Below are 20,367 nucleotides of genomic sequence, written 5' to 3' on the forward strand. Positions count from 1 at the left end.
GCCGGTGACCCCTCGCCTCGGCGGTCAGGCGTACTGCGTCTGGAACTGCTCCTCGAGTTCCTCCAGGGAGGAGTGCTTGGTCTCGGGGACCACCCGGATCATCCAGATGATGGCGATGACGTTCAGTGCAGCGAAGATCGCGTATGTCCCCACCGGGCCGATGTACTGCATCATCGAGGGGAAGACGAAGGTGATGATCGCGTTCGAGACCCAGATGCACAGTACGGCGAACCCCATCGCGACACCGCGGATCTTCGCCGGGAACAGTTCAGACATCACGACCCAGGTCCCGGGTGCGTTGCCGCTCTGCATGAAGAGCATGTAGAGGGCGATGACCGCCACGACGAGGTAGGGCACGAACGGTGGCATCGAGGCCAGGACGTTGCCCTTGGCATCCAGGTGAGGGTTGATGCCGAAGTAGAAGACTGCCGTCATCACGATCAGCATGACCGTCAGCCCGATCGTCCCGCCGATCAGGACGGTGCGCCGGTTGAGTTTCGCCAGCAGCCACAGGCCGGTCGCCGACCCTACCACCGACGCGACGCCGGTGATCACCGTCAGGGTGATGGCCGCCTGGGTGCCGAACCCGGCTGCCTGCAGCACTTTGGGGGCGTAGTACATCATCGTGTTCACGCCGGTGGTTTGGTTGAAGATGCCGATCAGGCAGCCGATGATCAACAGCTTGCGGGTCCATCTGGTGGAGAAGCACATCCCGAGGTTCCACTTGGCGATCTCCTCCTCACGGCGATGGAGTTCGACGATCTCGTCGATCTCGTCAGTGACGTCCTCGTGCTCGGGCCGGACGCGCTTGAGCTCGCCGATCGCCTCGACGATCCGCAGGTTGATCGCGTGCCAGCGCGAGGATTCCGGCATCATCCGCATCCCGATCCACAGTGCCACTGCCGGGATGGAGGCCATCACCAGCATGTAGCGCCAGGTCTCGCCGTTGCCGGAAGCGATGGTGATGGAGTCCTGCACCGAGCGGAGCACTTCCCAGCTGTAGCTGTGGCCGGCCTCGATCGTCGTGGTCACGCCGTTGAGCACGGAGACGGTCCCCGGCACGACCGAACGGACCAGTGCCTCGGGACCGCCGGTGATGTTGGCGATTGCTGCGTTGACCACGAACGCCAGGAGTTGGCCGGTGACGATCATCAGCTGGTCGACGCCGACGAGGGTGCCGCGGATGTGTTTGGGGGCTGTCTCGGCGAGGTAGACCGGGACGGTTGCGGAGGCGCCGCCGACGGCACAGCCGAGCACGAAGCGGGCGGGGTAGAGGATCCAGAGGTTGGGTGCCGTGGCGCATGCGATGGCGCCCAGGAAGAAGATCACCGCCAACACCAGGATGTTGTGGCGGCGCCCGAAGCGGTCGGAGAGACGTCCGCCGAAGAACGCGCCGAAAGCGCACCCGACAAGGAGGAAGAAGCCGACGAGCCCTTCCTCCACGGGGTCCAGGTAGAGCCCGTGGGCGGCTTCGGGCATCTGCATGTACGGAAGTGCACCGGAGATGACGCCGGTGTCGTAACCGAACAGGAGCGAACCGAGGGTGGCGATCACGGCGACGAACGTGACTGATCGGCGTCTACCCGACGGAGGCGTGGACCGGACGAGTTCGGCGACCTTGTCGCGCGAGAGGTCAGCCGGGTTCAGGGGGCTAGGTTTCGAGGTGGACGACATCATTGTCTCCTCAGGGTGTCTCGTCATCAATGACGGGTCGGTGTGCGGGGTTCTGGCGCCGGCACACCGTGGATTCACGGGTTTCGCTTTGACTGGCCATCAAACAGTCGGCCACCGGTCAGATGAACTGGCCGGTGCCCGGGACAGGGCAAGCCCTGCCCCGGGCGGTGCCGCGGTGGCTGCGGCACTGATCGATCACCTGCTGCTGGGTTCAGCCGATCAACGCGGCGGCCGCGAGCAGGTTCTTCGCCGAGATCTGGAGGCCCTCGACGTTGCCGTAGTCGGCGTCCTCGTGCTCGATGTTGACGACCATGTCCGGGTTGGCGGCCTGGATCGTCCGCAGGAACTCCGCCCAGTACGCGGTGTCGTGACCGAGGCCGAAGGCGACGAAGCGCCATGCCGGGTCCTGTGGCCAGGCCGTGCACCAGTAGCTCTCCGCAACCGGGACCTTGCCCTCGGCCTCGGCGGGGACGTGCCCGAAGTCGGTGTCGAGGACGCCACGGTAGGCGGCACCCGGGAAGACCTTGGTGTCCTTGGCATGGACGTGCGCGACCAGGGAACCGAGGCGCTTGACGGCCTCGATCGGCTCGGCCTGCTGCCAGAACAGATGCGAGGGATCCATGTTGACCTTGATGTTCGTCGCGCCGGTCTCCTCGATCAGACGCTCGAAGGAGGGAACGTTGAAGACGAGGTTGCGGGGGTGCAGCTCGAGGCAGACGTTGACACCGTTGTCCCGGGCCAGGGCGTCGATCTCCTTGAAGAATGGGACGGCGACGGTCCACTGGTAGTCGAGGATCTCCATGTCGATCCCGTTCCAGGGGTTGACGACCCACGTGGGGTACTTCGCGGTGGCGTCGGTGCCGGGGGTGCCGGACATCGTTACCACCTCCTTGACGCCCAGGGCGCCGGCCGTACGGATGGCGCGGCGGAGGTCTGCGGCGTGCAGGAGGCCCTCGTTGGGCAGCGGGGAGATCGGATTGCCGTTCGCGTTGAGGCCGGTGAGCTCGATGCCGTGTTCGGCGAAGATACCGAGGTAGTCGTCGCGGGCGGTCGCCGAGCCGAGGATGGTCTCGGCCGGGCAGTGGGGCGAGGGGATGAACCCCCCGACGTTGACCTCCGCGCCGGACAGGCCGGCGCCCTTGAGGACGTCAAGTGCCTCACCGAGGGACCGGTCGTGGAGGCAGGCGGTGTAGGCGCCGTAGCTGATAGACATGGTGGTGACTCCTTTGTCCTTGTCGTGTGGAGTTGATCGGTCGGGTGGTCAGGAGATCGCGATCTCGGCCCCGCCGTTGGCGGCGGAACGGGCGATGGCGTCGGCGATACGCAGCTCCCGGTAGCCGTCGGCGAAGGTGGCGCACCTGGGCAGTGCTCCTTCGGTGACTCCGGCCACTTGCTGCAGGAAGGCATAGGCCTGGTAGGTGAATTGCTCGATCTGGGTCAGGCCCACCCCGCCGAACGCCATCGAGGACCCCCGGCCGAAGTACGGGAAGTCGGGGTTGACGAGGACCTGACGGGGCCCGGCGATACCGGCAGGCGCGCTGGCATCGTCGAGGAAGATCTCACCGGTGCGGGCCAGGTCCCATCCGGCGCGTCCTTTGGTGCCGAGTACCTCGATCCGCAGCGAGTTCGGCATGTTCCAGGCGACCCGCGAGCAGGAGAACGTGCCGACTGCGCCACTGGCGAAGTGCGCCGTGAAGGTGGTCACATCGTCGTTCTCCACAGCCTCCTTCTCCCCGTCGGCGTCGGATGTCGTCCCACGCGTCACGTGACCGCGGGCCTTGGGGCGCTCCTTGATGACGGTCGACATCACCGCTCCGGAGACAGACGTCAGCGGCCCACTCACCAGCTCCGCGGCATCGATGAGGTGGGACCCGACATCTCCCAGGGCGCCGGAGCCCATCGGGCCCTTGTAGCGCCACGCGATCGGGGTGTTGGGGTCGACGCCGTAGTCACACCAGTAGCGGCCATCGATGTGGGCGATCTGGCCGAGGTGGCCCTCGTGCACCAGTTTGGCGATCTCGGCCAGGGCGGCGTTGCGACGGAACGTGAACCCGACCGCGGTGACGGCCTCGGCCGCGGCCTCGGCGTCGGCCATGGCCTTGGCGTTCTCCAGAGTGTCGGCCAGTGGCTTCTCACACAGCACGTGCTTGCCGGCCCGGATCAGGGCCTCGGCAATCTCGCGGTGCAGGGCATTACCGACGACGATCGAGACGATGTCGATGTCGGGGTCCTCGGCCACCGCTCGCCAGTCCGTCACCGCCTTGTCGTACCCGTAGCGCTGGGCGGCGTCCTCGGCGAACGGGAGATAGGCGTCTGCGATCGTGGAGAGGCGAATCTTGGGCAGACCCAGGTCGAAGACCGTGCCGACCTGGCGCCACGCATTGGCGTGGGTTGTGCCGGCCATGCCGGCCCCGATCACAGCGACATTGAAAGTTTGCTCGGACATTTGAACCTCCGTTGGTTCTGATCTGAAACGAACTAACGCGCGTAAGTAGCTGTATTCGAGTATGTAGTAGCTGACTTTGTCCTGTCAAGTACGTGGGACGGCGAGGAGTTGCCCCCGGCGCCTTCGCGGGCTCTCAGCGCCGTCCGGCTACCGTCGGATCTCTTCGTACCTCTCGCCCCCCGATCCTGGGATGTCATGACCTTCATCGCGCTCCTCCAGTCCATCCCGCCGCTGGCGGTCTACGTCGTCATCGGCCTACTGGTCGGCGTGGAGAGCATCGGCGTGCCGGTGCCGGGGGAGACCGCCCTGATCACCGGATCGGTGCTGAGCACCCGGCCCGAGCTGCACATCTCCGGGATGTGGGTGGCGGTCGCCGCCTTCATCGGAGCGGTGATCGGCGACTCGATCGGCTACAGCGTCGGATGGCATTACGGGCCAGCGCTGCTGGACCGGCTGGCGGCGCGCTTCCCGCGGCACATCACCGCGGACCGGATCGCGTACGCCGATCACCTCTTCGACCGCTACGGCACCGGAACGGTCTTCGTCGGCCGGTTCATCGCGCTGTTGCGGATGTTCGCCGGTCCGCTGGCGGGCACGCTGCGGTTGGCCTATCCGCGGTTCCTGATGGCGAACGCCGCAGGAGCGGCCTGCTGGGCCGGTGGGATCGCCGTCGTCGTCCAATTGGTCGGCACTGCCGCCGACCGTTACCTCAAGGAGGCGAGCTGGGGTCTGCTGCTGGTGCTGTTGCTGGTCGGTCTGCTCGTCGGGCGGGTGGTCGGGCGCTCCTTCGAGCGGCGGGTCGAGGCGTACGCCGCCGAACGCCTCGCCGAGTCGGGGGAGTCGGAGTAGGGACGCTTCTCCCGTTCTCGTCGTGAGCCGCTCTCGTCGTGGGCCCCTCGTCATCCGTCGGCGCCCGGCTCGACGTCTTGGCTGCGTGTGCGGACCTTCCGGCGCAGCGTCGATCCGCGCCTCAGCGGGCCGAGTGCGTCCCGCTGGGACGTCCGGGGCGGATTGCGGCGTTCTGTCTGCCAGGATCCTGGGTCTGTTGTCGAACGCAGGTTTCACCCCCCGGGTGACCATCTGTGGCCGAGTGGCATCTGCCCCGCGGGTAAACACGGCGCCATTCCGTGCATCTGTTCCGATAGCCAGCTCCGACGTTGGCCGCGAGAGCAGTCGGGCTGTCACCAGGGGGGTGAATTTCCGGCTCGACAACAGACCTGGGGCGCACCACGTCGGATCGGTTCGGCGCCATCGACACGCTGGAGCCATCGCCGGACCGGGCCTCTGCCCGCATGATGCGCTCGCGGGCGGGCGTCGGCGAGGTGGTCGGGGGCGGGCGGGCCAGGCCTCAGAAGCTCGAGGCGATCGACGCGAGCAGGTTGACCGTCGAGGCGAGCACCACGGCGCCGAGCAGGTAGCTGATCAGGGTGTGGCGCAGCACGGTCCGGCGGATCGTCTTGCTGGTCAGGGCGGTGTCGCTGACCTGGTAGGTCATCCCGAGGGTGAAGGACAGATAGGCGAAATCCTGGTAGTCCGGGTCCTCGTCCTGGTTGAAGTCGACGCCGCCGTCGCCGTCGTAGTAGAGCCGGGCGTAGCGCATCGTGAACAGGACGTGCACCAGCACCCAGGACGCTGCCACGCACAGCACACCCAGCCCGGTCTCGATGATCGCCGTGGCGCCCTTCTGCGAGGATGCCGCCAGCAGCACGCCGACACCGACCAGACTGGCGACCGAGGCGACCAGCAGGATGACGTCGGTGGGGCCCCGACCGGTGTCCTCCTCGGTGGCATGGGTCCGCGTCTCCACCGCGTCCATCCGGACGACGCTCGCCCAGGTCCAGGCGCAGTAGATGCCGGCGGTGACGATCCAGCCCGACACAGCGGCGGCCTCCGGACGCCAGGTGAGCAGGACCACCAGCCCGGCCAGCAGGCCGAGGACCACGCACGCGGCCAGCTTGACCAGCACCAACCGATGGAACGGGCGTGTCCCGCTCGGGCGTGTCGTGCTCACTTCGTCTCCTCTCAGCGGCGGCCAGGATCGAACCGCACGACCCTGTCTGGACCGGGCCGACCCTGTCTGGACCGCACGACCCTCTCTGGACCGCGTGACCCGGATGTCACAGCGTGCTGCTAGTTTCGCTGCCGGGCGTGCGGGCGCGTCTCGTACGCTGCAGCGGCGTACGTCACGACGTCCGCGCCCCGAAGGCGTACGTCACCGCTCGTACGCAGGACACAACGGACCGTACTCCGGGAGGATCCTATGGCCGGTGGACTCGCCGCCCTGCTCGACGACGTGGCGATGATCGCCAAGGCCGCCAGCGCCACCAGCACCAAGGCTGTCGGAGTGGTGGTCGACGACGCCGCGGTGACCCCGCAGTACGTGGCGGGGATCCATCCCAGCCGCGAGTTGCCCGTCATCTGGCGGATTGCCCGGGGCTCCCTGGTCAACAAGGCGATCCTGATCGTCGTCCTGCTCGTTCTCGACCACTTCCTGCCGGTGGTGCTCACCCCGCTGCTGATGCTGGGTGGTCTCTACCTGTCCTTCGAAGGGGCGGAGAAGCTGCTGGAGGCGGTCCGCAACGGGCGCCGGCGCTCTGGCCGGCCGAGGCGGGCTGCAGAGCCCGAACAGGCTGCACAGGCCGAACAGGCCGCGCGGGCCGAACACGCTCCGGAGGCCGAACAGCCGGTGCGAGCCGCACATGCCGTGCAGGCCGAACGGCGTGGTCCGGTCGTCGAGCAGGGCGCGGAGTCCGAACGCACCCTGGTCAACGGCGCGGTGCGGACCGACTTCATCCTGTCGGCCGAGATCATGGTGATCTCGCTGGCCACGGTGAACGCCAGCCGGGACGCGGCCATGCCGCTGCTGCCCAAGACGCTCACCCTGGCTCTGGTGGCGCTGGCGCTGACCGCGTTGGTATACGGCGTGGTGGCCCTGATCGTGAAGATGGACGACATCGGACTGGTGCTGAGCGGCCGCGACCGGCCGGTCGCCCGGCGCGTCGGCAGGGTGCTGGTCGCCGCGATGCCCACCGTGCTGTCGGTGTTGTCGACCGTCGGCATCGCCGCCATGCTCTGGGTCGGTGGGCACATCCTGGTCTCCGGGGCGAACACGCTGGGCTGGCACGCCCCCGCCGACCTGCTGCACCACCTGGCCGCCCCGGCGCACGAGGTGCCGGGGATCGGCGGCCTGCTGGCCTGGCTGATCGACACCCTCGGCTCGGCGGTGGTCGCGATCGTGATCGGCACCGTGCTCGCCGGGATCGCGCACCTGCTGCCGTTCCGCCGCCACGACGTGCACGAGGGTGCGGCAGACGAGGCCGGTGCCTCGGGTGCCTCGGGTCACGAGGGCGACCCGCAGGAGGATGCCGACCCGCAGGAGGATGCCGACCACTGACGGACGTTCCCGCGGGAACGCGCGGATCGCCTTCTGGCCGGCCCGGCGCATCGCAACCCCGACCCCGGCCGTGGACGTTCCCGCGGGAACGCACTCAGCGGACAGCTGACCGGAAACCGCGTAGCCGCAGGCTGTTGCTCACCACGAAGACGCTCGAGAAGGCCATCGCGGCCCCGGCGATCATCGGGTTGAGCAGGCCGAAGGCGGCCAGCGGGATGGCGCACACGTTGTAGGCGAAGGCCCAGAACAGGTTGCCCCTGATCGTCGCCAGCGTCCGCCGCGACAGCCGGATCGCATCCGCAGCGACACGCAGGTCGCCACGCACCAGGGTCAGGTCGGCAGCCTCGATCGCGACGTCGGTGCCGGTGCCCATGGCGAGGCCGAGGTCGGCCCGGGCGAGGGCCGGTGCGTCGTTCACCCCGTCGCCGACCATCGCCACCACCCGGCCCTCGGCCTGCAGCTCGGCCACCACCCGGACCTTGTCCTGCGGCAGGACCTCGGCCACCACCCGGTCGATGCCGACCTCGGCGGCGACCCGTTCGGCGACCGTCCGGTTGTCCCCGGTGAGCAGCACGGGGGTGAGTCCGAGGGCCCGGAGCTGGGTGATCGCCTCGGGGCTGGTCGGCCGGACGGCGTCCGCCGCCGTGAGCACGCCCCGGGCGGCCCCGTCCCAGCCGACGACCACCGCGGTGCGTCCGGCCGCCTCGGCCTCCGCCTTCGCCCGGGTCAGCTCGGGAGGCAGTTCGATCCCGTGCTCCGCCAGCAGGGTGGTGCGGCCGACCAGGACCGTACGTCCCTCGACCGTGCCGCGGACCCCGCGCCCGGCCTGGTTGGTGAAGTCCTCGACCGCGGGCAGCGCGCCGACCCGGTCCGCGGCGCCGCGGGCGATGGCCCGGGCGATCGGGTGCTCGGAAGCCGCCTCCACCGCGCCGCCGAGGCGCAGCACCTCGGTCGTGTCGGTGCCGTCAGCGGCGTACGCCTCCATCAGGGCCATCGTGCCGGTGGTCACCGTGCCGGTCTTGTCCAGCACGACGGTGTCGACCCGGCGGGTCGATTCGAGGACCTCGGGGCCCTTGATCAGGATGCCGAGCTGGGCGCCGCGGCCGGTCCCGACCAGCAGGGCGGTCGGGGTGGCCAGTCCCAGGGCGCACGGGCAGGCGACGATCAGCACCGCCACCGCGGCGGTGAACGCCGCCGTCACCGGGTGACCGAGGGCGATCCAGGCGACGAGGGTGGCGACCGCGACGACGATGACGATCGGCACGAAGACGCCCGACACCCGGTCGGCCAACCGCTGGATCTCGGCCTTGCCCGACTGGGCGTCCTCGACCAGCTTCGCCATCCGGGCCAGCTGGGTGTCCGCGCCGATCCGGGTGGCGCGGACGACGAGGCGGCCGCCGGCGTTGACCGTGGCCCCGGTGACCGCATCGCCGGGGGCGACCTCGACCGGCACCGACTCGCCGGTGAGCATCGAGGCGTCGACGGCGGAGGTACCGATGGTCACGACACCGTCGGTGGCGATCTTCTCCCCGGGGCGTACGACGAACGCGTCGCCGACCCGCAGCTCCTCGACCGGGATCCGCACCTCGGTCTCTCCGTGCAGGGGGTCGGGGCGGAGCACCGCCACGTCCTTCGCGCCGAGTTCCAGCAGCGCCCGCAGCGCCGCCCCGGCGCGCCGCTTCGACCGCTTCTCGAAGTAGCGGCCGAGCAGGATGAACATCACCACCCCGGAGGCGACCTCGAGGTAGATGTTGCCCGCCCCGTCGCTCGGCGCGACGGTCAGCTCGAACGGGTGCTTCATCCCGGTCATCCCGGCGGTGCCGAAGAACAGTGCGAACAGCGACCACAGGTACGCCGCGCCGGTCCCCATCGAGACCAGGGTGTCCATCGTCGCGGCGCCGTGGCGCAGGTTGGTCCAGGCGGCCCGGTGGAACGGCCAGCCGGCCCAGACGATCACCGGCGAGGCCAGGGTCAGCGACAGCCACTGCCAGTTGTCGAACTGCAGCGCCGGCACCATCGCCATCAGGATCACCGGCACCGACAGCACCACGCTGCCGATCAGCCGGCCGCGCAGCGTACGCAGCTCGAGCTCCTGGCGGTCCGGGGTGTCCGTGTCCCGATCGCCCACATCCGTCCGGGCCGGCCCGACCCGGGGCAGTGCGGCCGAGTAGCCGGCGTCGGCCACGGTGTCGAGCAACCGTTGCGGGTCGTACCCCGCCGGGACGCTCACGTGGGCCTTCTCGGTGGCGTAGTTCACCGAGGCGGTGACGCCCTCCAGTGCGTTGAGCTTGCGCTCGATCCGGTTGGCACAGGAGGCGCAGGTCATGCCACCGATCTCGAGGTCGACATCGGTGAGGTGGCCGAGGGCCACCGGGACGGATCGCTGGTCGACCTGGGTCGAGGACACGGAATCGCTCCTGGCTGTGGGGTGGGATGGGATCGGGATCACGGGCCCCTGTCGGGGATCAGGCAGCGGGGACGACCTGGTAGCCGGCCTCCTCGACGGCCGCGGTGACCGCGGCAGGGTCGAGCGGTGCGGCACTGGTGACGACGAGCCTGCCAGTGGTGTGGCTGACGTCGATGGTCTCGACGCCGGGGATCTCGCTGACCTCCTCGCGCACCGACATCTCGCAGTGGTGGCAGGTCATGCCCGAGACCTGGTACTCGGTCGTGGTCGACATGGTGGTGTCCTTCCTTCGGGCCGTACGCCCGCTCGGCGCGTGTCCGTTGCTACGACAGACTGTGTTGCTACGACAGACTGTAGTGCTCTGCCCAAGTACCCCTCGGGGGTATCTCCGACAGCTGCGATCTTATACCCCCTTGGGGTATGTGATCGGGTGGTGTGCGTCACCCCGTCGAGTCGAGGGGTGCGGCGCCCCGGTCCGGGAGAGCGGTGCTGTACGGGACCACGAGCGGGGTCCCCGTGAGCGGGTCGGGGATGACGATGCACCGCAGGCCGAAGACCTCCTTGACGATGTCCGCGGTGACGACCTCGGCCGGCGGGCCCTGGGTGATGAGAGCTCCGTCCTTCATCACCACCAGGTGGGTCGCGTAGCGCGCCGCATGGTTCAGATCGTGCAGCACGGCGACCAGCGTGCGGCCCTCGCGGTGCAGCCGGGCGAACAGGTCGAGCAGCTCGATCTGGTGTGCGATGTCGAGGAACGTCGTCGGCTCGTCGAGCAACAGGGCGGGCGTCTGTTGGGCGATCGCCATGGCCACCCAGACCCGCTGGCGTTGGCCGCCCGAGAGCTCGTCGACCGGCCGGTCGGCCAGCTCGCTCACCGACGTCGCGGCCATGGCCTGCTCGACGGCGGCGTCGTCCGCCTCGGAATGCCGCCGGAACATCCCGTGGTACGGGTAGCGCCCCCGGGCGACGAGCTCGGAGACCGTGATCCCGTCGGGCGCCGTCGAGTCCTGGGGCAGCAGCCCGATCCTCCTCGCCGCCTCCCGGGGGCGGTAGTCGTGGATGGAGCGGCCGTCGAGCACGATCCGCCCGGAGCCGGGCGGCAGCAGTCGCGCGAAGGCGCGCAGCAGCGTCGACTTGCCGCAGCCGTTCGGCCCGACGATGACGGTGAACGAGCCCGGCGGCACCTCGAGATCGAGATGCGGCACGACGGGCGTGCCTCCGTAGCCGAGCGTGACGCCCTCGGCCGTGATGCGGGTGATCGGGCGGGTCGTTTCCATGTCGTCTCCGTGGTGAAGGCTCATCGTCCCTGTCGCCGTCTCGCGCCGCGCAGCAGGAGGACCACCAGGTAGCACCCGCCGACCACGACCGTCACGACCCCGACGGGGACCGCCTGCGGCAGTGCGTACTGTGCGGCGAGGTCTGCGGTGAGCAGTAGCACGGCGCCGGTGAGGGCGGACTGCGCGAGCAGCAGTCCGGCCCCGCCGACCATGCGCTTGGCCAGCTGGGGGGCGGCGAGGGCCACGAACGCGATCGGCCCGGTCACCGCGGTGACAACCGCGGTGAGGGCGACCCCCAGGACGAGGATCCACAACCGTGCCGCTCCGACCCGCACTCCGTGCGATGCCGCGGCCGCGTCGCCGAGCTCGAGCTGCTGCAGCGGTCGGGTCGCGGCGGTGACGCCGACGCCGCAGACGGCGAGCACGGCGAGTGCGGGGGCGAGCCCCGTCCAGTCCACCGTCCCGAGTGTGCCCGCAGCCCACACCGATGCGCTCATCGCCACCTCGACCTGCGTACGAAGCTGCAGCCACACGTTCACGGCGTGCAGCATGGCCGTGACGGCGATCCCGGTCACGATCAGCTGCATGCCGCCGATGCCGCGTCGATACGCGAGCGCATAGACGAGGAACGCGGTGGCCAGACCTCCCGCCATCGAGCCGCCCGCGATGCCGAGGGTGCCATCGAGCGGGGTGCCGGCGAGCAGCGTCGTCACGATCAGCACGCCCGTGTACGAGCCCGTCGCGAATCCGATGACGTCGGGCGAGCCGAGCGGGTTCCTGGTGAGGGACTGGAACAGTGCCCCGGCAGCCGCGAGCGCCGCGCCGAAGGCGAGCGCGGCGGCGACGCGGGGAAGCCGCCACTGGACGACCACGACGGTCGCGAAGCCGTCGTCGTGCGCGATGGCGTGGACCACCGCGGGCAGCGAGAGGGGGTAGTCACCGATCCCGAGTGCGACCAGGCCGAGCAGCACCGCCGCTGCGGCGGTCGTCGCCGTCACGGGCGCACGCCTGCGCTGCACTCGCTGCACTCCCGCCGCCTCAGCGGAGCGGAGTGCGGACAGCGCGGTCACAGCGCACCCAGCCGGCCACGGCGGACGAGGCCGATCAGCACGGGTGCACCGAGGAAGGCCGTGACGACGCCGACCGGGACCTCGCCCGGCCACGCGACGAGCCGGGCGGCCACGTCGGCGGCGAGCAGCAGGACCGGCGCGGCCAGCAGCGAGAGGGCGACGATCCAGCGCTGGTCCGGCCCCATCACCCGGCGTGCAACGTGCGGGATCATCAGGCCGATGAAGGCGATCGGGCCCGCCAGCGCGGTCGCGCCGCCGGCGAGCAGGGTGATCGCGGCAATGGCAGTGATGCGGGTGCGGGTCACGGAGGAGCCGAGGGCCGTCGCGCGGTCGTCGCCCAGCGCGAGCAGGTTGAGCGGGCCGCCGATCACGAGCGCGAGGAGGATCCCCGCGACGAGCAACGGCAGGGCGGGCAGCACGACGTGCCAGTCCGCGTCGCGCAGGGTGCCCGCTTCCCACACCTGCAGCGCCTCGAAACGACGCGGGTCGGAGAGCCGGATCGCCGAGACGACGCCCGCGAGCACCGCCGAGAGCGCCATTCCCGCCAGCAGGAGCTGCTCCGGTCGCGGGCCCCCGGTGCCGAGGGAGCCGATCGCGAAGACCGCGACGGTCGTCACAGCCGCGCCGGTGAGCGCGAACCAGAGATAGCCGGCGGGCGCGGTGACACCGAGGAAGGCGATGGACAGGGCGACGAAGAATCCCGCACCGGAGGTGACACCGAGCACGCCCGGGTCGGCCAGCGGATTCCGGGTCACGGCTTGGATGACCGCGCCGGCGGCGCCCAGCGCCGCACCGACGAGCAGGCCGACCACAGTGCGGGGCAGCCGCAGGTCGACGACCGCGGCGGCGTCGGCCGCGGGGACGCTGCCACCGGTCAGCGCGTGCCAGACCGCGAGCGGCGGCACCGGTCGCGACCCGATCGCGAGACTCGCGAGGACCGCCGCGGCGAGGACGAACAGTGCGACGACGAGCGCCCCGACGCGCGAGCTCGCGCGTCGGCGGGAAGGGCCGGGATGCGCATCCTGACGGGCGTCGACCGGCCGTGCCGTCTGTGGCGTCCCCACCGCCGTTCCATTCATGTAGGTTAGCCTAACCTAAATAACGGATCGCTCTGATTCCGACTCGATACGGCGCCGCGTACGGCCCACCAGAAAGGCTCGCACCACCCATGAAGAAGCTATCTGCGCTCGTCGCCATCGCGGCGGCCTCCGTGCTCGCACTGACAGGATGCTCCGCCGGATCAGAAGCCGGGCAGCCGGCCGCGGCGTCCGCGTCATCTGCCGCCGCGTTCCCCGCGACTGTCGAGACCAAGTTCGGCGACGTCACGATCTCGAAGAAGCCGGAGCGCGTGGTCGCGCTCGGGTGGGGCGACGCCGAGACGGCGCTCGAACTCGGCGTGCAGCCGGTCGGTGCCTCCGACTGGCTCGGCTTCGGCGGCGCCGGCGTCGGGCCATGGGACGAGAGCAAGTACACGAGCAAGCCCGAGATCATCGAGACCCTCGAGCCGAACTACGAGAAGATCGCCGCGCTCAAGCCGGACCTGATCCTCGATGTCCGCAGCTCGGGCGATGAGGCGCGTTACAAGAAGCTGTCGTCGATCGCCACCACCGTCGATGTGCCGAAGGACGGCGACAACTACCTCACCTCGACGCAGGAGCAGACGGCCATGATCGCGACGGCTCTCGGCGAGAAGGAGAAGGGCGAGGCGCTCCTCGCCACGGTCGATGACGCGTTCGCCAAGGTCGCCGCCGCTCACCCGGAGTGGAAGGGGAAGTCGGTCACCGTCGCCACCCGGACCTCGAACGGCTGGGGCGCCTACGTCCAGGGCGACGGCCGGCTGAGCTTCCTCGAGAAGCTCGGCTTCACCCAGTCGCCGACCATCGCGACGCTGAAGGCGAACTCCTCAGGCTTCTCCACCTCTGTTTCCGACGAGCAGCTCGACCTGCTCGATGCCGATCTGATCGTCGCCTTCCCGATCTTCATCGACACCACGAAGATCACCGACGATGCGCAGTGGACGGCGATCCCGGCGGTGAAGGACGGGCGCTCGATCGTCGTCGACGGCGAACTGTCCAACGCGTTCTCCGACAGCACACCGGGCGCGGAACTCTACGCGCTCGACAAGATCGCCGCCCTGATCGAGAAGACCGGGCTGAAGTAGCCCGGTCGGCGGAGTCCTCGGCGGACGACGGATGCTTCGGGAGCGACGCTTCCCGAAGCATCCGTCGTTGTGTGGGTGTTCAGCCGCGCATCGCGACGCCATGGCGCCAGTAGCCCATGAACGCGACCTGCTTGCGGTTGCAGCCGAGCTCACGCACCAGGTGGCGCCGGATCGTCGTGACGACGCCGCTCTCGCCGGCGACCCAGGCGTAGAGGCCGGGAATGCCGGCCGCAGTGCTGTCGAGCGGCTCGCCGGCGCCGGAGTAGCACGGGGTCTCCCAGATCTCGTCCCCGGTGTCGGGCCGCTCGCGGCTCGCCTCGACCTCGCCGTCGGCCCGCCCGCTGAGGTGAGCGATCGCCGTGGGGATGAGCCGGGTGCCGACCGTGCCGCCGTCGCGGGGCAGCCAGACGACCTCCACACCGTCGGGCCTGTCGACCTCGGTCACGTCGCCGGCGTCGGGCACCTCAAGCAGAACGGTCCCCCGGGCGCGCGCCGGCAGGTCACCGAGGATGCGCGCGATCGCCGGCATCGCCGTCTCGTCGCCGCACAGCAGCAAGCGCTCGGCGTCGCCCGGCTCGAATTCGATTCCGGCCGCGATCGTGCCGCGGCGCGGACCGATGACGACGAGCCGGTCCCCGGGCCGTGCCTGCGACGCCCAGGCGGATGCCGGGCCGGCGGCCCCGGGCGTGAGGTGCAGCACGAAGTCGATGACCAGGCGGCGGTCGGCGCCGTCGCCGCGCAGGTCGCGGATGGAGTACGTACGCATGGTGCCGCGCTCGGCCTCGGGCAGGGCGAGCCAGGCCGTGTACCAATTGTCGGCGTCCGGGTCGATCGCGGGCAGGGTGCCCGCTTCACCCGGGAAGATCAGCTTGATGCGTTGGTCGTAGAACGGGCCGTCGCCGCCGAGGTCCTGCAGCTCGGGGGCGGCGAGCTCGATCCGCACGAAGCTCGGCGAGATTCGCCGGGCAGCGGAGACGGACACGGTCGTGATCAGGAACGGGGTCTCGGGCACCCTCTGAGGTTAGCTTAGCCTTACCTAAAATGTGGAGTGTCAGAGCTCGCTTCCTCGACCGCTCAGGCGCAGCCGTCGCAGCAGGGACGCCTTCTTGTCCTGGTGGCCCTCCATCCGGGTCAACAGCTGATCCAGGAAGCGGATCGCCACCGGGATGAACGGGCCCTTGTTGAGCATCACGCACTCCGCGCGCCCGGACGTGGCGGCGTCAGTCACCTCCGCGCGTGCCGGGCGTCCGTGCTTGGCGAGATCGTCGAGCACCTGGGTGGCCCAGACCACCGGCACGTGGGCCGCCTCGCAGATCCACATGATCTCTTCCTGGATCTCGCCCATCCGGACGTAGCCGGCCTCGACCGCCAGGTCGCCACGGGCGATCATCGCCCCGACGTGCGGCGAGGCCATCGCCGCCAGCAGGATGTCCGGGAGATGCCGGAAGGCGCTCATCGTCTCCAGCTTCACGATGATCGGGAAGTCCGGGGCGCCGAGCCGGTCGAGTTCGGCGCGCAGGTGGTCGATGTCCTCGGCCGTCCGGGCGAAGGACAGGTCCACCACGTCGGCGTGGCGTACGACGAACGGCAGGGCCTCCCGGTCGGCCGCGGTGAGCGCCGGCAGGTCCAGGTCGGTGTCGGGCAGGTTGATGCCCTTCTCCGCGCCGAGCCAGGCGCCGTTGGGGGCCACGTCGGTGACCGCGAGCTCCAGCCGGTCCGCACCGACCGCGACGATGTGGCCGGCGATCTTCCCGTCGTCCAGCGCCACTCGCTGTCCGACGGCGGTGTCCCGGAACACCTCCGGCAGGGTGCAGCCGATCGTCGGGGGTGTGGCGTCCGCGGCGGCGGGGGTGAGGTCGGTGACGAGCTTGAGGTGGTCGCCGAGGTGGATGCGCAGGCGCTGCTCGACCGGCGGGAGGGGTCCGACGGTGGTGCGGTCGTCGCCCACGGACAGCACGGTGCCGGGGACGACATAGCCGGTGTCGGCCAGCAGGCAGGTAACGGTGGCCGCGGCGACGACGCCGGACCCGGACGCCACGGACTCCACCAGCAGCTTCCGGGCCGACCCGCGGGCGTCGGTGAACCGGATCCGGTCCCCGGGCCGACGCCGGGCCAGCCAGCCCGCATCGGTCACCGGCAGGGCGCCGGCGGGCAGCCCGAGCCCGATCGCCTCGGGAGCGCCGACGGATGTGGCGGTGTCGGCCGCGGTCGCGCCGGATCCAGCGGACAGCGTCACGGTGGTGGCCTCGACGACCCGGCCGAGCGTGTCCCGGCGCGGACGGAAGCGGACGACCTGCGGGCCGGGGGCGATCGGGCCGGTGCGCAGCTTCGGCCCGGCCAGGTCCATCACCACCGGGAAATGCCGGCCGGTGCCCTCCTCGGCCGCACGGATGTGGGAGACCATCGCGGACCAGGCCGCGGGGCCCTCGTGGGCGGTGTTGATCCGGAAGACGGTGGCGCCCGCCGCCACGTACTCCGCGACGAGGCCAGGGTCCTCGGCGGCCTCGGGCGGCAGGGTGACCATGATCCTGGTCGTCCGCCCCGGGCTCGCCGGGCCGAACAAGGCCTCGGCGTTGGTGTCGAGCTGCTCCGGACCCTCGTCGAAGCCGACCAGGGGCTCCTCGTACGCGGGGGCCGGGCGGCCGGCGAGTGCGGCGCAGGCCCGGCAGGTGGCCTGCAGGGTGGCCTCGACATGGGCCTCGGCCCGGCCGAGGGAGGAGAGTCCGTGCCGGGCGAGGTCGGTCTGGAGTCCGCGGAGATCGGAGGACCTCAACGCGAGGTAGTCGAGCAGGTTGTCGGCGCTGGCGAGGTTGCGTGGATGGACGTGCTGCAGGGTCGAGGTCTCGGCCGCGCTGGTCGCGACCACCCGGCGGTGCAGGGTGGCGAGCCGGTCGGCGAGGGTCTCGATCGGGAGGGGTGGGGGCATGTCTCCATCGTACGAAGCCCGGCCGGTCAGCGGTGTCCGCCGCGGTGGTGGGATGCTCGTCCCATGCCTGTCCTCACGGCGCGCCTCGACGACGCGGACGCCACCCTGTCGACGGTCGGTGGCAACGGCCTCAATCCGGTGCTCGAGGTGCTCCGATGACCTGGATCGGGGTCAGCGGCCTGCGGCATCCCGACGACGTCACGCTGTGCGCGGGGCTCGGGGTGGATGCCCTCGGCTTCGTCGTGGGCTTCCCGCGCCAGGTGCCGTGGAACCTCACCCTCGACGAGGCCGAGGAGCTGGTCCTCGGGACCCCCGAGACGGTCCAGCGGGTGGCGGTCGTCGGTGAGGATCCCGACCGGATCCTGGAGATCACCCGCCGGTTGCAGCCCCAGGTCGTCCAGTTGCATGCGGACGAGCCGCTGGAGGTGACCCAGCGGCTGGTGGGTCTGCTGCACGCCCACGACGTCCGGGTGATGAAGACTCTGCGGCTGCGCCGCGCCGACGGTGCCCCGGTGGGACACCACGCTCTCGCTCACGCGGACGACCCGCTCGCGGCGGCCCGCGGGATGGTCGGCACCGGCATCGACCTGCTGATGGTCGACCTGGTCGGTCCGTCCGGTCTGTCCGGTCCGACCGACGCCGGATCCTCAGGGGCCCGTCCCGTCGCCCCCTCCTCGGACGGCCGTGCCACGGCGCTGGGCATGGCCCGGCGGATCCGCGAGGAGGCCGGGGTGCCGGTGGTGCTGGCCGGTGGCCTGCGCCCCGACACCGTCCGGGCCGCGCTCGACGCGGTTGATCCGTACGGCGTCGACGTGATCAGTGGGGTCGAGCGTGCCGGGCACCGCAAGGACCCGGCGAAGGTGGCCGCCTTCGTGGTCGCCGTGCGCGGCCAGGACGGGTGACGAGGGCCGTCCGACCGTGACAGCTGCCGCGGCTCAGCCCCTCGTCCGGCGGATCGTCGCCTCCGGGGACAGGTCCAGACGCCGGAGGGTCTGGGCGTTCAGTGCCACCACCACGGTGGACAGCGACATCAGGATCGCGCCGACCGACATCGGCAGGGTGAACCCGATCGGGGCCAGCACGCCGGCGGCCAGCGGCACGGCGATCAGGTTGTAGCCGGCGGCCCACCACAGGTTCTGGGTCATCTTCCGGTAGGTGGCCCGGGACAGGTCGATCACCGACAGGGTCGACCGCGGGTCGTCGCCGACCAGGATGACGTCGGCGGTGGCGATCGCCACGTCGGTGCCAGCGCCGATGGCGATGCCGACGTCGGCGCGGGCCAGGGCGGGGGCGTCGTTGACGCCGTCACCGACCATCGCGACCCGGCGCCCGGCGGCCTGGAGCGCCTCGATCCGGGCGGACTTGTCGCCCGGCCGCACCTGGGCCAGCACGTCGTCGATGCCCAGTTCGCGGGCGACGGTGCGCGCCACCGGCTCGGCGTCGCCGGTGATCATCGTGGTCCGGAAGCCCTGTGCGTGCAGGGCGGCGATCGCCTCCCGGGACTCGGGGCGGATCTCGTCGGCCAGCGCGAACGCGCCGATCACCCGACCGTCGCGGACGACGTGGATCACCGTCGACCCGGCCTGCTGCCAGCCGGCGCTCGCCGGCAGCGGGTCGAGGGCGCATGCCACCAGCAGCGCCGGGCCGCCCACCTGCACCCGGTGGCCGGCCACGGTGCCGTCCACGCCCATTGCCGGGGACGAGGCGAACCCCTCGACCTCGGTGATCAGCACGCCCCGGCCGAGCGCGGCCGCGACGATCGCCCGGGCCAGCGGATGCTCGCTCGGCGCCTCGACCGACGCCGCCAGGGAGAGCAGATCCGACGCGGTCACGTCGACCGCCGTCAGGTCCACCACGGCCGGCTCACCCCGGGTCAGCGTGCCGGTCTTGTCGAACACGACGGTGTTCACGGTCCGCATCGATTCCAACGCCGGGCGGCTCTTCACCAGCACGCCGCCCGCGGCCGCCCGTTCGGTCGCGATCGAGACCACCAGCGGGATCGCCAGCCCCAGGGCGTGCGGGCAGGCGATCACCAGCACGGTGATCGCGTGCGCCAGGGCGGCGTCACCCTGGCCGAGGAGCAGCCAGGTCACGGCGGTGAGCACCGCGACGCCGAGCGCGTACCAGAACAGCCAGCCGGCCACCCGGTCGGCCAGCAACTGGGCGGGCGAGGACGACTGCTGCGCCTCGGCGACCAGGCGCCGGATGCCGGCCAGCGAGGTCTCCTCGCCGACCGCGGACACCCGCATCCGGACCGCGGAGTCCAGCGTCACCGTGCCGGCGACCACCGGGTCGCCCTCACCGCGGCGTACGGCACGCGACTCGCCGGTGACCATCGACTCGTCCAGGTCGGCCACCCCCTCGACGACCACCCCGTCGGCGGGGACCCGTGCCCCGGGCCGGACCAGGACGAGATCGCCGACCGCCAGCTCGGCCACCGGCACCGTCCGTACGGCACCGTCCGGGGCGATCCGGTCGGCCTCGTCCGGCAACAGCGCGGCCAGGCTGTCCAGCGCCGAGGACGTCCGGGTCAGTGACGCCATCTCCAGCCAGTGGCCCAGCAGCATGATCACGATCAGCAGGGCGAGCTCCCACCAGAAGTCCATCCGCTGGGGGAGCAGGCCGACCATCGCCCCCCAGGAGGCCAGAAAGGCGACGGTGATGCCGAGCGCGATGAGCAGCATCATGCCGGGCGTGCGGGCGCGGATCTCGTCGACCGCGCCGGTGAGGAACGGCCGGCCGCCCCACACGTACATGACGGTGCCGAGGACCGGCGAGACCCACGGCAGCCAGGACCACCCGGGCAGCGGGTAGCCGAGCAGGTCGGCGAACATTGCGCTGGCGAGGGTGGTCGGCACCGCGAGGACCAGCATCGTCCAGAACAACCGTCGGTACATCAGCACGTGCTGCGCCATGTCGTGGCCGATCGCGCTGTGGTCGGAGGCCGCGTGGTCCATTGGTGCGTGGTTGTGGTCCATGCGCCCGTCCATGTCCATGCCCCCGACCATACCC

Annotated in this window: 16 protein-coding genes; 4 read left to right on the plus strand and 12 right to left on the minus strand. The window is 70.7% G+C overall.

The window, feature by feature from the left end:
• Positions 1 to 24 precede the first annotated feature (24 nt).
• From R0145_RS00375 to R0145_RS00385, 3 genes are all read right to left on the minus strand, one after another.
• On the minus strand, positions 25 to 1,554 hold the full coding sequence (locus R0145_RS00375) for an MFS transporter (protein WP_317838455.1): 1,530 nt from the start codon (positions 1,552 to 1,554) through the stop codon (positions 25 to 27).
• A 331-nt stretch (positions 1,555 to 1,885) separates the two neighbouring features.
• The gene (locus R0145_RS00380) at positions 1,886 to 2,887 is read right to left on the minus strand and encodes a sugar phosphate isomerase/epimerase (protein WP_317838456.1); all 1,002 of its coding nucleotides are present in this window, start codon (positions 2,885 to 2,887) and stop codon (positions 1,886 to 1,888) included.
• A 48-nt stretch (positions 2,888 to 2,935) separates the two neighbouring features.
• Positions 2,936 to 4,078, minus strand: coding sequence for a Gfo/Idh/MocA family oxidoreductase (locus tag R0145_RS00385; RefSeq protein WP_317840278.1), 1,143 nt, complete (start codon positions 4,076 to 4,078; stop codon positions 2,936 to 2,938).
• 237 nt (positions 4,079 to 4,315) lie between these two features.
• On the opposite strand from R0145_RS00385, the gene R0145_RS00390 reads away from it, so the two are divergent.
• Positions 4,316 to 4,969 carry a DedA family protein gene (locus R0145_RS00390; RefSeq protein ID WP_317838457.1) on the plus strand — a complete coding sequence of 218 codons (654 nt, stop codon included), beginning with the start codon at positions 4,316 to 4,318 and terminating at the stop codon, positions 4,967 to 4,969.
• A 499-nt stretch (positions 4,970 to 5,468) separates the two neighbouring features.
• On the opposite strand, the gene R0145_RS00395 is transcribed toward R0145_RS00390, so the two are convergent.
• Positions 5,469 to 6,131 carry a DUF1345 domain-containing protein gene (locus R0145_RS00395; protein ID WP_317838458.1) on the minus strand — a complete coding sequence of 221 codons (663 nt, stop codon included), beginning with the start codon at positions 6,129 to 6,131 and terminating at the stop codon, positions 5,469 to 5,471.
• A gap of 249 nt (positions 6,132 to 6,380) precedes the next feature.
• Between R0145_RS00395 and R0145_RS00400 the strand changes: the two genes are divergently transcribed.
• On the plus strand, positions 6,381 to 7,514 hold the full coding sequence (locus tag R0145_RS00400) for a DUF808 domain-containing protein (RefSeq protein WP_317838459.1): 1,134 nt from the start codon (positions 6,381 to 6,383) through the stop codon (positions 7,512 to 7,514).
• Between the two features lie 94 nt (positions 7,515 to 7,608).
• Here R0145_RS00400 and R0145_RS00405 read toward each other — a convergent pair whose 3' ends face one another.
• The 5 genes from R0145_RS00405 to R0145_RS00425 form a co-directional block, all read right to left on the minus strand.
• A complete protein-coding gene (locus tag R0145_RS00405) occupies positions 7,609 to 9,840 on the minus strand; it encodes a heavy metal translocating P-type ATPase (protein WP_317840279.1) in 2,232 nt (743 codons plus the stop codon).
• 139 nt (positions 9,841 to 9,979) lie between these two features.
• Complete coding sequence (locus R0145_RS00410) at positions 9,980 to 10,195, minus strand: heavy-metal-associated domain-containing protein (RefSeq protein WP_317838460.1); 216 nt, start codon at positions 10,193 to 10,195, stop codon at positions 9,980 to 9,982.
• A gap of 166 nt (positions 10,196 to 10,361) precedes the next feature.
• The gene (locus tag R0145_RS00415) at positions 10,362 to 11,198 is read right to left on the minus strand and encodes an ABC transporter ATP-binding protein (RefSeq protein WP_317838461.1); all 837 of its coding nucleotides are present in this window, start codon (positions 11,196 to 11,198) and stop codon (positions 10,362 to 10,364) included.
• A gap of 20 nt (positions 11,199 to 11,218) precedes the next feature.
• Positions 11,219 to 12,196 carry a FecCD family ABC transporter permease gene (locus R0145_RS00420; RefSeq protein ID WP_317838462.1) on the minus strand — a complete coding sequence of 326 codons (978 nt, stop codon included), beginning with the start codon at positions 12,194 to 12,196 and terminating at the stop codon, positions 11,219 to 11,221.
• Between the two features lie 68 nt (positions 12,197 to 12,264).
• Complete coding sequence (locus R0145_RS00425) at positions 12,265 to 13,347, minus strand: FecCD family ABC transporter permease (protein ID WP_317838463.1); 1,083 nt, start codon at positions 13,345 to 13,347, stop codon at positions 12,265 to 12,267.
• Positions 13,348 to 13,436: 89 nt separating this feature from the next.
• Between R0145_RS00425 and R0145_RS00430 the strand changes: the two genes are divergently transcribed.
• Complete coding sequence (locus tag R0145_RS00430; RefSeq protein ID WP_317838464.1) at positions 13,437 to 14,429, plus strand: iron-siderophore ABC transporter substrate-binding protein; 993 nt, start codon at positions 13,437 to 13,439, stop codon at positions 14,427 to 14,429.
• 79 nt (positions 14,430 to 14,508) lie between these two features.
• Here R0145_RS00430 and R0145_RS00435 read toward each other — a convergent pair whose 3' ends face one another.
• Both R0145_RS00435 and R0145_RS00440 read right to left on the minus strand, forming a co-directional pair.
• A complete protein-coding gene (locus tag R0145_RS00435) occupies positions 14,509 to 15,441 on the minus strand; it encodes a siderophore-interacting protein (protein WP_317838465.1) in 933 nt (310 codons plus the stop codon).
• 39 nt (positions 15,442 to 15,480) lie between these two features.
• Positions 15,481 to 17,355 carry a pyruvate kinase gene (locus tag R0145_RS00440; protein ID WP_317838466.1) on the minus strand — a complete coding sequence of 625 codons (1,875 nt, stop codon included), beginning with the start codon at positions 17,353 to 17,355 and terminating at the stop codon, positions 15,481 to 15,483.
• Positions 17,356 to 17,510: 155 nt separating this feature from the next.
• Between R0145_RS00440 and R0145_RS00445 the strand changes: the two genes are divergently transcribed.
• Complete coding sequence (locus tag R0145_RS00445; protein WP_317838467.1) at positions 17,511 to 18,257, plus strand: phosphoribosylanthranilate isomerase; 747 nt, start codon at positions 17,511 to 17,513, stop codon at positions 18,255 to 18,257.
• Positions 18,258 to 18,290: 33 nt separating this feature from the next.
• On the opposite strand, the gene R0145_RS00450 is transcribed toward R0145_RS00445, so the two are convergent.
• Entirely contained in the window at positions 18,291 to 20,333 is a 2,043-nt protein-coding gene (locus tag R0145_RS00450) for a copper-translocating P-type ATPase (RefSeq protein WP_317838468.1), read from the minus strand.
• Positions 20,334 to 20,367: the final 34 nt, after the last annotated feature.

The organism is Raineyella sp. W15-4 (assembly GCF_033170155.1).
In the GTDB taxonomy this organism is placed as follows: domain Bacteria; phylum Actinomycetota; class Actinomycetes; order Propionibacteriales; family Propionibacteriaceae; genus Raineyella.